The organism is Streptomyces sp. NBC_01089 (assembly GCF_045162975.1).
GTDB lineage: Bacteria > Actinomycetota > Actinomycetes > Streptomycetales > Streptomycetaceae > Streptomyces.
In genome coordinates this window covers 2311705-2326111 of the sequence record NZ_CP108660.1, presented here as the reverse complement: position 1 = coordinate 2326111, position 14407 = coordinate 2311705, and the positions used below count along the sequence as shown (strand labels likewise).

The window sequence follows — 14407 nt, the reverse complement described above, 5'->3', positions numbered from 1 at the left end:
CTGAGATCCAGTCCACGGATGCGTGACAGCTGTCGATGGCAGAACACCGGAGGGGTCCTTAAGTTTCGAAGTGGTTCTCCGTGCTGTACCGGTCCGATTCGGTCGTGCCGCTACGGTCCTCGTTCGTACTTCTGGTTGGAGGTGCCCCGTGCTGGCTCCCGTGATCCTCGCCGCGGCGCGAAGTGACAAGATGCGCCGATTCATTTCGGCCGCCCCGGGTACCAAGCAGGTCGTCGACCGCTTCATCGCCGGTGAGACGGTCGAACAGGTCGTCCCGGTCATCGAGGACGCCGCCGACAAGGGCCTTGAGGTCACTCTCGACGTGGTGGGTGAGGACATCACCACCCCCGCGCAGGCCACCGCCGCCCGTGACGCCTACCTGGAGCTGGTCGGCCGCCTCAAGGACCTCGGCCTGGGCGAGAAGGCCGAGATGTCGGTCAAGCTGTCGATGTTCGGCCAGGGCCTGGAGGGCGGCCACGAGCTGGCGCTCGCCAACGTCCGCCGGGTCGTCGAGGCCGCCGCGGCCATCGGCACCACGGTTACGCTGGACGCAGAGGACCACACCACGCTCGACTCGATGTTCGCCATCCACGAGGAGCTGCGGAAGGACTTCCCGCAGACCGGCTGTGTCATCCAGGCATATCTGTTCCGCACCGAGGACGACGCCCGCAGGCTCGCCGCGGCCGGCAGCCGGGTCCGCATTGTGAAGGGCGCCTACAAGGAGCCCGCATCCGTCGCGTACCAGGTCAAGGCCGAGATCGACAAGGCGTACGTCCGGATCCTGAAGATCCTCATGGACGGCGACGGCTACCCGATGATCGGGTCCCACGACCCGCGTCTGATCGCCATCGGCCAGGAGCTGGCCCGCAGGGCCGGGCGCAAACTGGATGAGTACGAGTTCCAGATGCTGTACGGCATCCGCAGCGACGAGCACATCCGGCTCGCGGCCGAGGGCCACCGGATGCGCGTCTACACGGCGTACGGCACCGACTGGTACGGCTATTTCATGCGCCGCCTCGCGGAGAAGCCGGCCAACCTGCTGTTCTTCGGCCGCTCCGTGCTCACCAAGGGCTGACCTGCCGCCCGGCTGACCACCCCACCTCAGACATCAAGGAGACAAGGCACTCATGGACGCTGTGACCCAGGTCCCCGCGCCGGTCAACGAGCCGGTTCACTCCTACGCGCCGGGCTCCCCGGAGCGCGCGCGTCTCGAAGCCAAGCTCAAGGAACTGGCCGAGAACCCCATCGACCTCACCATGACCATCGCCGGTGAGAAGCGGATGGGCGGCGGCGAGCCGTTCACGGTCGTCCAGCCGCACGACCACCGGTCCGTCATCGGCACCGGTGCGCACGCCACGCAGGCCGACGCCCAGGACGCGATCGACGCCGCGCTGGCCGCCGCTCCCGCCTGGCGCGCGATGTCCTTCGACGACCGCGCCGCGATCATCCTGCGCGCCGCCGAGCTGCTCTCCGGCCCGTGGCGCGAGACGATGGCCGCCTCGACCATGCTCGGCCAGGGCAAGACGGCCCAGCAGGCCGAGATCGACACCCCCTGCGAGCTGGTCGACTTCTGGCGCTTCAACGTCAAGTACGCCCGTGACCTGCTGGCCGAGCAGCCCCCGGCCAACTCCGCGGGTGTCTGGAACCGGCTGGACCACCGGCCGCTCGAAGGCTTCGTCTACGCGATCACGCCGTTCAACTTCACGGCCATCGCGGGCAACCTGCCGACCGCCCCGGCCCTGATGGGCAACGTGGTCGTCTGGAAGCCGTCCCCGACGCAGACCCACGCGGCCGTCCTGCTGATGGAGCTGCTCACGGAGGCCGGCCTCCCCAAGGGCGTCATCAACCTGGTGACGGGCGACGGCATCGCGGTCTCCGAGGTCGCGCTGAACCACCGTGACCTCGCGGGCATCCACTTCACCGGTTCCACCCCCACCTTCCAGTACCTGTGGAAGACGGTCGGCGAGAACATCGGCAAGTACCGCACCTACCCGCGCCTCGTCGGCGAGACCGGCGGCAAGGACTTCGTGGTCGCGCACCCCAGCGCCGACCGCGCCGTGCTGAAGACCGCGCTGACCCGCGGCTCGTTCGAGTACCAGGGCCAGAAGTGCTCCGCGTCCTCGCGGGCGTACGTCCCCGCCTCGATCTGGAACAGCGGCTTCCGTGAGGAGTTCGCGGCCGAGGTCGACGGCATCGCCGTGGGCGACGTCACCGACCTGTCGAACTTCATGGGCGCCGTCATCGACGACCGCGCGTTCGCGAAGAACAAGGCCGCGATCGACCGCGCCAAGGCCGACCCGACCTGCACGGTCGTCGCGGGCGGTACCTACGACGACTCCGTCGGCTACTTCGTACGGCCCACGGTCATCGAGTGCACCGACCCGGCGAACGAGGTCTTCACGACCGAGTACTTCGGCCCGATCCTCGCGATCCACGTCTACGACGACAGCCAGGACGGCTCGTACGACGCCATGCTGGAGCAGATGGAGTCGGCCTCCGACTACGCGCTGACCGGCTCGGTCATCGCCTCGGACCGTGCCGCCGCCGCGCACACGATGGAGAAGCTGCGCTACGCGGCGGGCAACTTCTACATCAACGACAAGTCGACCGGTGCCGTGGTCGGCCAGCAGCCCTTCGGCGGTGGCCGCGCTTCGGGCACCAACGACAAGGCCGGCGCCCCGCAGAACCTCCAGCGGTGGACCCTGACCCGGGCCATCAAGGAGACCCTGGTCCCGCCGACCGAGTACACGTACCCCCACCAGGGCTGATCACCGGCCCGCCCCTGAGACACCGCCCCCTCCCGGTCCCCCGCCGCGAGGGGGCGGTTCCATGCCGGGCGCCGGGTCCCCATGGACGGCCGGTGCGCTGTCCGGTGTGCCCGTCGGTCTTCAAACCGGTGGCCCGCACGGGCGGTGACGGCGCACTCTTGCGGCATGGCAGAACAGACGACAGGGCACCGCGCCGCCACGATGCCCACCACGACACCGCCCACGGCCGAACCGCCCACCGCCGAACCGCCCACGGCCGAACCGCCCACGGCCGAACCGCCCACGGCCGAACCGCCCGCCACGACACCGCCCGCCGCCGAACCGCCCACGGCCGAGGCGCCCACCACCACGCCGCCCGCCGCCGAGCCGAAGCACCGCATCCGTGCGCTGCACACCGAGTCGACGGTCACGGTCTACCAGGCGTACACCCCGGCGATCGGCGTCCCGGCGGCCCGCGACGGGCGGTTCCCCGCGGCCTGGAAGCGGGACCGGATGACCTGGGTCAAGCCCTCGTTCCTGTGGATGATGTACCGCTGCGGCTGGGCGGCGAAGGAGGGCCAGGAGACCGTACTGGCCGTCGAGATCAGCCGGTCCGGGTTCGACTGGGCGCTGCGCCACGCCTGCCTCTCCTCGTACGAGCCGACCGTCCACGCCGACCAGGCCGTCTGGAAGCGGGAGTTGAAGCAGTCCCCGGCACGGGTGCAGTGGGACCCCGAACGGGACCTGTGGCTCCGGCCGCTGCCGCACCGCTCGCTGCAGCTCGGACTCTCCGGTGACGCCGCCCGCCGGTACGCCGACGAGTGGACCGTGTCGATCACCGATGTGACCCCGCTGGTCCACCGGATCCACGGGCTGGTCCTGGCCGGTGACGAGAGCGGCGCGGCCGCGCTGCTGCCCCCGGAGCGGCCGTATCCGTCGCACGACGGGCTGCTGTCGGCGGTGCTTCCCGGCGGTGCGGGCACCCCCGGTACCCCCGGTCCGGGCAGCCGGTAGTCCCTAACAGGGGGCGTACGGTGAACCGTTCGGGGCGCGCGTGGCGTCCTTCACACCGGGCGCGCGCCCGCCGCATCCGGGCGCCCCGCCCGCCCGCCGGTCTGTCGGCCGGTGCGTCGCAGTCAGGGGGAGAACGCTGTGGAGCCCGCAACACTCGCCACCAAACTTGCCTCAAGTGTCGTCGTACCACTGGTGAAGAAGCTCTTCGTCCAGGAGGGGCCGGGCGCGGGGGTGGTCGACCGTCCCGTACGCGTCTCCGGCCTGGTCTCCTTCCGGGGCGAGAAGCGGACCCTGAGCCGCCGTGATCTCACCGCACTCGCGCAGACCCTGGTCGAACGCGCGCTGCGGTCCGCGGGCCCCGGGGAGCGGCCCATCGGCGCGGACGAGGAGCAGGCGGTCGCCGACGCGGTGTCCAGGACCCTCGGCGCGCTCGGCACGATCGAGATCGACGACCTGCAGGCGGTGCGGCTGGGCACCAGGGAGTTCGCGGGGCTGCTCACCGCAGCCGAACCGGGGGCCGGCCGCGAGCTGTCCGCCGACGCAGCGCGGTTCCACGCGGCTCTCGTGGAGACCGCCTGCCTGCACATCCTGCACTTCTTCACCCAGCGCTCCACCTTCGTCGCGTCGTCGCTCGTGGAGCAGACCCGCCAACTGGGGCTGCTGAGCGAGCAGATGGATGTGCTGGCCCGGCGCTTTCCCGGCCGGTCGGCCGAGGACGCCGCGTTCGAGGAGAGGTACGCCCGCGACATCATCGCGGGCCACAACCACCTCACCATCTTCGGGATAGAGCTCGCCCACTCGCCGGACAGCTGGCCGCTGGACACCGCCTACCTCAGCCTGGAGGCGGAGTTCGGCGCCACCGAGGCCGCCCCGCCGCAGCCCGCGCTCCCCGCCGAGCAGGCGCTGTCCGGCCGGGACCGTGTGCTGCTGCGCGGGGTGGCCGGCTCCGGGAAGACGACCCTCGTGCAGTGGCTGGCGGTGGCGATCGCACGGGACGCCCTGCCCGCGAAGCTGGCCGGGCTGCACGGCCGGGTGCCTTTCGTGCTGCCCGTACGGCGGTTCGGCGACGGCGGGTTCCCGGCGCCCGACGACTTCCTCTCCGCCGCCCGCTACCCCGGCGCGGGCTCCCAGCCCGCCGGCTGGGCCGACCGCGTCATGTCCGACGGGCGTGGGCTGCTCCTGGTCGACGGCATAGACGAGTCGTCCGAGGCGGACCGCGAGCAGCTCCGCCACGAACTGCGCAGGCTGCTCGCCCTCTACCCGGGCAATGTCTGGCTGCTGACCTCGCGGCCCTCCGCCGTACGGGAGAACTGGCTGGCGTCCGAAGGCTTCACCGAACTGGTGCTCTCGCCGCTCAGCCGCGAGGGCGTCGCCGCGTTCATCCAGCGCTGGCACCGGGCGGCGCGGGAGGGGGCCACCGATCTCGACCGGCTCGAGAACTACGAGCAGACCCTGCTGGGCGCGGTCCGGCTCAACCGCGATCTGGGCCGGCTCGCCACCAACCCGCTGATGTGCGGGCTGATCTGCGCCCTGCACCGGGACCGCCGCGGCTATCTGCCGCGCGGCCGCAAGGCGCTGTACGACGCGGCTCTGTCCATGCTGCTCGAACGGCGCGACCGGGAACGCGACATGCACCCCACCGACGGCATCGACCTCACCCAGGAGCCGAAGGTCCAGCTGCTCCAGAAGCTCGCCCACTGGATGCTGGTCAACGGCCGCTCCGAGATGGACCGTTCGGTCGCGGTGGACACCCTCGCCCAGCATCTGCCGTCCATCCCGCACGCCGCCGAGCAGGGTGGCCCGGAGGAGATCTACCGCCATCTGCTCAACCGGACGGGGCTGTTGCGTGAGCCCACACCAGGGTCGGTGGACTTCGTGCACCGGACCTTCCAGGACTATCTGAGCGCCCGCGCCGCGGTGGAACGGCACGACTTCGACTTCCTGATCAACCACGCCCACCAGGACGACTGGGAGGAGGTGGTCCGGATGTCGGTGGCACTCGCCAGGCCCGACGAGTGCGCCTATCTGCTGGACGGACTGATCGCCGCACGCAAGGGCGCGCGCCCCGTGGAGTCCCGGCACCGCAAACTGCTCGCCGCGGCCAGCCTCGAACACGCGACGGAGCTCGACCCCGCCGTACGGGCCAGGGTCCACCGCTACACCCGGGACCTGGCCAGGCCGACCACGCTCGAAGGGGCCCGCGCGCTCGGCTGGATCGGGCCGATCGTCCTGGAGATGCTCCCCGACCCGGCCGCGGTCTCCGACGACGAGGCGCACCGGCTCGCGGTCACCGCGACATCGGTGGCGGACGACCGGGCCATCGGCTATCTCGTGCGGATGCGGGACCGCTCGTCCTGGGCCGTGCGCTCCCAGCTCGCGGGGGCCTGGCGGCGCTATGACACCGACACGTACGCGGACGAGATCATCGCCCATCTCGACGAGGACGGGCTCGACTTCCCGGTGTCGGACGTGTCGGAGCTGCATGCGCTGCGGCGGCTGGGCGGACGGCCGCGGGTGCAGATCTCCGGGATGTTCACACCGGACCAGCTGCTGGAGGGGATCGTCGCCGAACGGCTGACGGGGCTGTGGCTCGCGTACGACCTGGGGGTGGGCCTCGACTGGCTGAGCGCGTTCCCGCACCTCACCACGCTCCGGGTGAGCGAGGGCGTGGTGCGGAGCCTCGACGGCGTACCCGACGGGATCGAGACCGTCACGGTGTGAATGTGACCATGAGGTGCCGCAATAGTGATGGTCCGGTGTCCACGCGCAACTTCGTTCACCTTTCGCGCATCCAAGTGTTGATACGCGTTCATGACCTCATACAGGAGAATCATTTTGCGTCACCGCATCAGCTCCGTGTCCGCCGTCGCGGCCGCCCTGCTTGCCGTAACCCTCGCACCGGCCGTCCAGGCGCAGGCCGCTGACGCGGCAGGCCCGTCCCTCGTGGTGTCCGAGCTGTCCAGCGATCCCTGGAAGCCGGGCGAGGTCCGGACGGACTCCCTGACCTTCACCAACCAGGGCGACGCACCCGCGGACGGTGTCACGATGCGCCTGCGGATCACGCGCGGTCTGGCCTTCCCCGAGCACGCCGCCGGCTGTACGTACTCCACCGACAGCGACCAGGTCTCCGTGGCCGTCTGCCACTTCGACAAGGTGCTGGAGCCCGGTCAGCACTTCACGGCGCCCGTCGACTTCAAGGTGCTGCCGAAGGCGCTGCTGGAGAACGTGGAGTACGGCACCGGCACCGCGGGCGGCGACCCGGCGTCCGGGTCGACCGACACCAGCTACCGCTCGCTCCCGGTCACCGCCGACAACACGGCCGACCTCGCCGCGGTCGGCGACACCGCGAAGGGCAAGCCGGGCGACCAGGTCACCGTCACGGCCGGCCTTCGCAACGACGGCCCCGGCTGGATCGACGACAACACCAGCGACGACCAGCCCGCCGTGATGGTCAACATCCCCGAGGGCACGACGGCCGTCGAGGTCCCGAAGGACTGCATGCCATTCGGCATCGACGGCCCGAGCGGGCCCTCCGCACCGGGCAAGCGGAAGTACGTCTGCCTGCCGCCCGAGCACATCTACGAGGTGGGCTCGCTCAACTCGTACAAGTTCGTGCTGCGGATCGAGAAGGGCGCGAAGGACACGTCGAGCGAGGTCAAGGCCACGTCGGTGTACGACATCCACCCGGCCTTCGACAAGAACCCCTCCAACGACAAGGCGAAGCTCACCCTCGACGTCACGGACCCCGCATCGGGCACCGGCTCGGGCTCCGGTTCGTCGGGCAGCACCAACGGCGGCTCGTCGACGGGCGGTTCGTCCTCGGGCACGACGACGGGCGGTACGCACACCACAGGCACAGCCACACAGAGCGGAACCCACACCCAGTCCACCGGCGGCACGGGCACCTCGGGCTCCGCATCCACGACGGGCGGCGCCACGACGGGCGGCGACGCGACCGGCACGATGGCGTCGACCGGCGCCTCCAGCAACACCCCGCTGCTCACAGGAGCCGGCGTGGCCGCGGTGGCGGCGGGCGGCGCCCTGGTGTTCGCCCTGCGCCGCAGGAACGCGGCCAAGGTGCAGTAGCCCGCACTTGGCACGCCCTCAAGGAGGTCACAGGCGCGAAGCCGACACCGAGTGGCGGTTTCGCGCCGGGCCGATGGGCTGAACCCCGGTGGCGCACTGGTGCTAGTACGATCCTCTGACTCGAAGAACCCTCGCCCTCACCGGGAGTTACCAGTGAATCGCAGTCGTGTCCTGCCTGCCGCCGTCTCGTTCGCGGCGGCCGCTGCCCTGTTGCTGACCGGATGCGGGGGTGGGGGCAAGGGATCGGGCAACGACAAGGTCGAGGGCGCGGACGCCGGGGGAGCGAAGAAGACTGCGGCCCCGAGTAAGTCTGAGGCGAGTAAGGCTCCCGCTGTCGACCGGCCGGATGTGAGCCTTCCTGGAGACGTCAAGTTCATTTTCACCACGCCCCATTTGAAGGATCCGGTTCAGACTGCGGCTCTGGGAGACGCGGAGAACTTCATTCGTGCCATCGAGCACGGAATCGTCAAGCAAAACAAGAACGACCCTGCTTACAAGTTCTACTCCGAGTTCCAGAGTCCCGCCCAGGAGTATGCGCGGGATCAGATCACTCAGCATGCTGACGCGGGGATGACAGTCACCGGGGAGCGGAAATACTACGACCCCAAGGTGCAGTCGGTCGAAGGCAAGAAGAGCGTTGTTGTCACTTTCTGCAGTGACGGATCGAAGCTCTACAGCAAGAAAGTCACGAGCGGACAGGTCACCCGAACCACCAAGAGCGTCAAGGACTTCTACTTCTGGCAGATCGGCATGAGCGCTGCGGACGGTGTCCATGGCCTCTGGCGTGCCAAGGAGATCAAGGTGCAGGGGGAGGCCGCGCAGTGCATGTGACGGGGATACGTAAGCCGGTCCTGGTCTCGGTTATCGGTTGCTCGCTGCTTTGGGTGATCGCTGTTCCTGCTCGTGCTGAAGACTCCATCAGTTCTGGATCCAAGGGCACCGAGCACCCCAACAAGACCATCGGCTCCCAGGTATCCATCAAATACAGTTCCTCCGGCAGCAGCGGTGGCGGCTCCGGTCGGTTGGCGTCCACCGACTCCAACTGGACCCCGCCCGCGTGCTGGTACGCCCCCGAGTGGTCCGCCACGGAGTTCCAGCAGTTCCGGCAAGGCGTCTACGTGTCTGCCGTCCACGACCCGGATCTCCCCAACGATGTCCGGGGCGAAATCTCTGACCAGAACCAGAAATACGCCGGCGACAACTACAACATCGACAAGGAGAAAGAGGGGATGTGGTGGGGGCCCCAGTTCAACGACGATGCCTCACTCGCGGACCAGATGAAGTGTGACAAGGACCCGTTCTGGGTCAAGAAGGGGGAGACCCCCGACGTCCCGCAGGCCATCAAGCCCGAGACGCTCGCCGGGCTCGCCTATCAGCAGATGCAGGTCCCGGGGACCAAGGTCAGTCTCGCCCCGGCCGGTGCCAGCAAGGTGAACCTGCCGACCTGGGCATGGCTGGACAAGGCCGACTTCAAACCCGTCTCCGTCACCGCCTCACTCGACGTCGCCGGTTTTCACGCCGAGGCCACCACTACGGCTGAGCCGGACGCGCTCCGGCTTGACCCCGGCACCGATGACGCGCAGGTGCTTCCCGCGTCCGGTCAATGCGCCATGGAGAACGGCTCCATCGGTGAGCCGTATGCGCCGGGCAAGGCCAATCTGACTCCGCCGTGCGGCGTTGTCTACCAGCGCTCCTCGGGAGATGGCACCTTCGATCTGCGGTCCACCGCCACCTGGAAGATCAGCTGGACGGGGACCGGTGGTGCGGGAGGTACCCTGCCCGATGGTGAGTACGGCGACGATCAGCCCGTCAGGGTCCAGGAGATCCAGGCCGTCAACCGCTGAGCAGCGTTGGGCCTTTCCGGATCCGGACAGGAGCCTGTAGGTCTCTCCCCGGCTCGGGGGCTGCGCTGTCCGTCGCACTGGACAGAGCAGCCCGCCCTCGATCTCGCCCGGCCCCGAGGCCGCGCGCGTGCCGCCGGTGAGGCAGCGGAGAGGGCGAGGATGCCGTGCCCGTTCATGATCGCGTCTCAGATAGTAGGAAGTCCGAGTAATTGTGGAGACAGAACGGCCCGGCTCCCCTAGCTTTATAGAAGCCGAACGTCTCGCTCGACCCAGCGACTGGCGGTCGTGAGCAGTGCCCCCGTGCAGGTAACCCCTGCGGCGCCCGCTCCCCGCCTCCTCCGGCGCATCGATATCCCCCTTGCTTCAAGGAGTCGATCCCCATGGCCGAGACGACAGTCCGCCGCGTCCGTCACACCGCCCGCGCAGCACGTTCGGGCGAGTCCGACCGCAAGAACGCGGCAGCAGCCCTCCAGCGTGCACTCGACCGCCGTGACAACGGCGGTTCCACCGGGCACTGAAGCCGCCCCGCGCCTTACGGCACAGGGCGGTTCTGAAGGTACTCGCCGGGGCCGTTCGCTGAGCGGTCAGTAACCTCGGCGGATCTCGAAGTGGTCGATGCGTTCGCCCGATTCGGCGAGCGCGCTGACCTTGAGCGCCGCCTGCCGGCCGGTCGTCACCTCCACCGCGAGGAACGAGTAGCCGGTGTAGCGCACCCGCGACCACTCCACGGTCTCGGTCGCCTTCGCGCCGCCCTTCACCCAGTGATAGGTGGGCACGCTCTCCTGCTCGTGGAGGTGGCCCTCGTAGCTGTCGGGCGCCGGGAAGTCGTACAGCGACTTGCCCGCACCGCCCGCGGTCACATACACGATGCCGTCCCGCGTCGGGTCCGTCCGCTCGCCGATCGGCACCTTGCGCGCGACCTTGTTCCGCAGGATCGCGTCCGTGCGCTCGTACACATGGTTGTGGCCGTTGATGACCAGGTCCACCTGGTGTTTCTCGAAGAGCGGCACCCACTCGTCCCGCACCCCGCCCTCCGACGCGTGCGAGTTCGTCGTCGAGAACGCGCAGTGGTGGAAGAAGACCACGACGAAGTCGATGCCGCGGTTCGCGCGCAGTTCTGCCAGGCGGCGGTCCAGCCAGCGGGTCTGCTTGCCGCCGCTGATGCCGTAGTTGGCGGGGATCTCGTACGAGACGTCGTTGGCGTCCAGCGCCACGACCCCGACATTGCCGTGCACGAACGAGTACACACCGGGCTGGTTGACCGGGTCGGGGCCGTTGTCCGGCAGTGTCCAGCGGGCGTTCTGGCCGCCGTAGCCGTCGGGGGAGTACCAGGCTTCCATGTCGTGGTTGCCGGTGGTCACCATCCACGGCACCGTCTTCGCGACGGTCTCCGTCTGCGCCAGGAACTGGTCCCAGGTGCGCGCGTCATAGGCGTCCGTCTCCTGGCCCGAGCCCGACGGGTCCGCGTAGCAGATGTCGCCCGCGTGCAGGTGGAACGCCGGGTTCTGGCCCAGGAGCAACTGGTCGTTGCCGAGCGCGTGGTAACTGACGCCCTGGTCGCCGAAGGCCGTGAAGGTGAAGGACTCGGCGCGGGACGGTGCGGTGCGGAAGGTGCCGAGCGTGCCCAGATTGCGGCGGTCGGCCGGGTCGAACCCGTCGTGCCCGACGCCGTAGTAGTACGTCGTCCCCGCCCGCAGCCGGTCGAGTCCGGCGTGTACGTAGAACTGCTCGGCCGCGGCGATCTTGCCGCCGTTCAGGCTGGGCGTCGTCAGGTGCCGCACCTCGGTGCTGATCTTCCGGCTCAGGTCCCAGGGCGAGGTACCGATCCGGATGTACGGCCGCTTCACCGCGAACGGGACCTGCCAGGAGACCCGCATCTGCGTCCTGGGGTCGGCGCCGTAGGCGAGGTGCCTGCCGAACGGCGCGACCAGCGAGCCGTCGACGGCCGGCGTGGAGTGGGTGGGGCGGTGCGCGGGCGCGGACTGCGGGGAAGCGGCGTACGCGGGCTGCGCGCCCAGCGCGGTGCCGGCACCGGCGACGGTGACCGCGGCGCCCGCCGCCGTCGTACGGAGCACCCCGCGCCGGCTGAGCCGGGTGCGGAGGTACTCGTGCTGCTCGGCCATACTCATCCGGCCGGCGAGCTTCTCGGGGATACCGAAACGGGGTGTGTCCATGGCCGCCAAGGTGCCCGGTCCGGCTGACGGGCTCCTGCCGCACGGGTGAACGGCGCCCGTACAGCAGATCACATGTCCGGATACTGGACACGGCATGTCATCCCCTGGGACGCGCAGTAGGGTGCCGTCATGTCTCGCAGCCTCAATCTCGCAGTGATCCCCGGTGACGGCATCGGCCAGGAAGTCGTGGCCCAGGGCCTCAAGGTCCTGAACGCGGTCCTTCCTCAGGATGTGAAGCTGGAGACCGAGGAGTACGACCTCGGCGCCCAGCGCTGGCACCGCACCGGTGAGACCCTCCCGGACGCCGAACTGGAGTCGCTGAAGCGGCACGACGCGATCCTGCTCGGCGCGATCGGTGACCCATCGGTGCCGTCGGGTGTCCTGGAGCGCGGTCTGCTGCTCAAGCTCCGCTTCGCCTTCGACCACTTCGTCAACCTCCGCCCCTCGAAGCTGTTCCCGAACACCGCGACCCCGCTCGCGGGCCGCCCGGACATCGACTTCATCGTGGTCCGTGAGGGCACCGAGGGTCCGTACACCGGCAACGGCGGCAGCCTCCGTACCGGCACGCCCGCCGAGATCGCGACCGAGGTCAGCGTGAACACGGCGTACGGCGTCGAGCGCGTCGTCCGCGACGCGTTCGCCCGCGCCCAGGCGCGTCCGCGCAAGAAGCTGACGCTGGTGCACAAGAACAACGTCCTCGTCTACGCCGGCCACATGTGGAAGAACATCTTCGACAAGGTGAGCCAGGAGTTCCCGGACGTCACCACCGACTATCTGCACGTCGACGCCGCGACGATCTTCTTCGTCACCCAGCCCGAGCGCTTCGACGTCATCGTCACCGACAACCTCTTCGGCGACATCCTGACCGACCTCGCCGCTGCCGTGACCGGCGGCATCGGCCTGGCGGCATCCGGCAACATCAACCCGACGGGCGCCTTCCCGTCGATGTTCGAGCCGGTGCACGGTTCGGCGCCCGACATCGCGGGCACCGGCAAGGCCGACCCGACGGCCACGATCCTCTCCGTCGCCCTGCTGCTGCGCCACCTCGGCCACGAGTCCGAGGCCGCCCGCATCGAGGACGCGGTCTCCGCCGACCTGGCGGAGCGCGGTACCCAGCCGCGTACGACCGACGAGATCGGCGACGCGCTCGCGGTACGAGTAGCGGGCTGACCCGTCGACTGACACACCACAGCCGCCGGGTCTCCCAAGACACCCGGCGGCTGTGTTTTGCGGTCCCGGGTGCGACCATCGAAGCCTGGACCGCATTCACGCCTTTCATCCGCGGCCATCCACGAGCGATAATCGGACGTGGGGCCGCGGTATGTGGGGAAGCTCGGACGTCCTAGTAGTGGCGTGAGCGCGGTCCGTCACAAACAACCGGTGAAGGACATACCACTCATGACGACGCTCCCGATCGAGCTCAAGCCCTCTTCCAACCCGTTGTCCGACGCGGAGCGGGAGGCGCTGCTGGCCCATCCCGGATTCGGCCGCCATTTCACCGACCACATGGTCACCATCAAGTGGACCGAGGGGCGCGGCTGGCACGACGCCCAGCTCGTGCCGTACGCGCCGCTCTCCCTGGACCCGGCGAACATGACCCTGCACTACGGGCAGGAGATCTTCGAGGGCCTCAAGGCGTACCGCCAGCCCGACGGATCCGTGGCGACCTTCCGCCCCGAGGCCAACGCGAAGCGCTTCCAGCTCTCCGCCCGCCGTCTCGCCATGGCCGAGCTGCCGGTCGAGATCTTCCTCGACGCGTGCGACGCGCTGGTCCAGCAGGACAAGGCATGGGTCCCGCCGCACGGTGGCGAGGAGTCCCTCTACCTGCGCCCGTTCATGATCGCCACCGAGGTCGGTCTCGGTGTGAAGCCCGCCAACGAGTACCTCTTCATCGTGATCGCCTCGCCGGCCGGCGCCTACTTCGAGGGCGGCGTCAAGCCGGTCTCGATCTGGCTGTCCGAGGACCGGGTGCGCGCCGTGCCCGGCGGCATGGGCGAGGCCAAGACCGGCGGGAACTACGCCGCCTCCCTGCTGGCCCAGGCCGAGGCCGCACGGCAGGGCTGCGACCAGGTCGCCTACCTCGACGCCGTCGAGCACAAGTGGGTCGAGGAGCTGGGCGGCATGAACCTGTGCTTCGTGTACGGGGGTGGCGAGGGCCGCAAGCCGAAGATCGTCACGCCGCGGCTCACCGGCTCGCTGCTGGCGGGCGTCACCCGTGACTCGCTGCTCTCCGTCGCCCGTGACCTCGGCTACGAGGCCGAGGAGGGCCGGGTCTCCATCGACCAGTGGCGCCGTGACACGGAGAACGGCTCGCTGACCGAGGTCTTCGCCTGCGGTACGGCGGCGGTCATCACGCCCGTCGGCACGGTGAAGTCGGCCAGCGGGGAGTGGACGCAGGGCGACGGTACGCCCGGTGAGGTCACGCTGGCTCTGCGGGCCGCGCTGCTCGATGTTCAGCGGGGGATCGGCGAGGACAAGCACGGATGGATGCATCCGCTGGGCTGAGCGCTCTTGTTTCCGGGGCGCTGCCCCGGACCCCGCT

11 protein-coding genes are annotated in these 14407 nt (G+C 69.4%); 10 read left to right on the top strand and 1 reads right to left on the bottom strand.

From position 1 onward, the window contains the following. Positions 1–148: 148 nt before the first annotated feature. The 8 genes from OG510_RS10180 (at position 149) to OG510_RS10145 (ending at position 10209) form a co-directional block, all read left to right on the top strand. On the top strand, positions 149–1075 hold the full coding sequence (locus tag OG510_RS10180; protein WP_406136461.1) for a proline dehydrogenase family protein: 927 nt from the start codon (positions 149–151) through the stop codon (positions 1073–1075). Between the two features lie 52 nt (positions 1076–1127). Further along, positions 1128–2768 carry an L-glutamate gamma-semialdehyde dehydrogenase gene (pruA, locus tag OG510_RS10175; RefSeq protein ID WP_406136460.1) on the top strand — a complete coding sequence of 547 codons (1641 nt, stop codon included), beginning with the start codon at positions 1128–1130 and terminating at the stop codon, positions 2766–2768. A 378-nt stretch (positions 2769–3146) separates the two neighbouring features. Further along, positions 3147–3761, top strand: coding sequence for a DUF4291 domain-containing protein (locus tag OG510_RS10170; protein ID WP_406142351.1), 615 nt, complete (start codon positions 3147–3149; stop codon positions 3759–3761). A gap of 138 nt (positions 3762–3899) precedes the next feature. After that, positions 3900–6482 carry an NACHT domain-containing protein gene (locus tag OG510_RS10165; RefSeq protein ID WP_406136459.1) on the top strand — a complete coding sequence of 861 codons (2583 nt, stop codon included), beginning with the start codon at positions 3900–3902 and terminating at the stop codon, positions 6480–6482. Positions 6483–6596: 114 nt separating this feature from the next. Further along, a complete protein-coding gene (locus OG510_RS10160; RefSeq protein WP_406136458.1) occupies positions 6597–7847 on the top strand; it encodes an LAETG motif-containing sortase-dependent surface protein in 1251 nt (416 codons plus the stop codon). A gap of 153 nt (positions 7848–8000) precedes the next feature. Next, positions 8001–8678: a hypothetical protein gene (locus tag OG510_RS10155; protein ID WP_406136457.1), complete on the top strand. Its 678-nt coding sequence runs from the start codon at positions 8001–8003 to the stop codon at positions 8676–8678. Further along, positions 8669–9691 (top strand): hypothetical protein, encoded by a 1023-nt coding sequence (locus OG510_RS10150; protein WP_406136456.1) that lies wholly within the window; start codon positions 8669–8671, stop codon positions 9689–9691. Before OG510_RS10155 ends, OG510_RS10150 begins: the two co-directional genes overlap by 10 nt. Positions 9692–10071: 380 nt before the next feature. Continuing rightward, on the top strand, positions 10072–10209 hold the full coding sequence (locus tag OG510_RS10145; RefSeq protein ID WP_203599203.1) for a hypothetical protein: 138 nt from the start codon (positions 10072–10074) through the stop codon (positions 10207–10209). 66 nt (positions 10210–10275) lie between these two features. On the opposite strand, the gene OG510_RS10140 is transcribed toward OG510_RS10145, so the two are convergent. Beyond that, positions 10276–11865, bottom strand: a complete 1590-nt coding sequence (locus OG510_RS10140; protein WP_406136455.1) for a purple acid phosphatase family protein — start codon at positions 11863–11865, stop codon at positions 10276–10278. A gap of 129 nt (positions 11866–11994) precedes the next feature. Here OG510_RS10140 and OG510_RS10135 point away from each other — a divergent pair, with 129 nt between their 5' ends. Further along, complete coding sequence (locus OG510_RS10135) at positions 11995–13035, top strand: 3-isopropylmalate dehydrogenase (protein ID WP_406136454.1); 1041 nt, start codon at positions 11995–11997, stop codon at positions 13033–13035. 228 nt (positions 13036–13263) lie between these two features. Next, a complete protein-coding gene (locus OG510_RS10130) occupies positions 13264–14370 on the top strand; it encodes a branched-chain amino acid aminotransferase (protein ID WP_164260037.1) in 1107 nt (368 codons plus the stop codon). Positions 14371–14407 lie beyond the last annotated feature (37 nt).

Bases quoted from the DNA above. Each gene is read 5' to 3' on its own strand.
- pruA (WP_406136460.1), top strand. From the start codon at position 1,128: ATGGACGCTGTGACCCAGGTCCCCGCGCCGGTCAACGAGCCGGTTCAC.
- OG510_RS10145 (WP_203599203.1), top strand. From the start codon at position 10,072: ATGGCCGAGACGACAGTCCGCCGCGTCCGTCACACCGCCCGCGCAGCA.
- OG510_RS10135 (WP_406136454.1), top strand. From the start codon at position 11,995: ATGTCTCGCAGCCTCAATCTCGCAGTGATCCCCGGTGACGGCATCGGC.
- OG510_RS10140 (WP_406136455.1), bottom strand. From the start codon at position 11,865: ATGGACACACCCCGTTTCGGTATCCCCGAGAAGCTCGCCGGCCGGATG.
- OG510_RS10130 (WP_164260037.1), top strand. From the start codon at position 13,264: ATGACGACGCTCCCGATCGAGCTCAAGCCCTCTTCCAACCCGTTGTCC.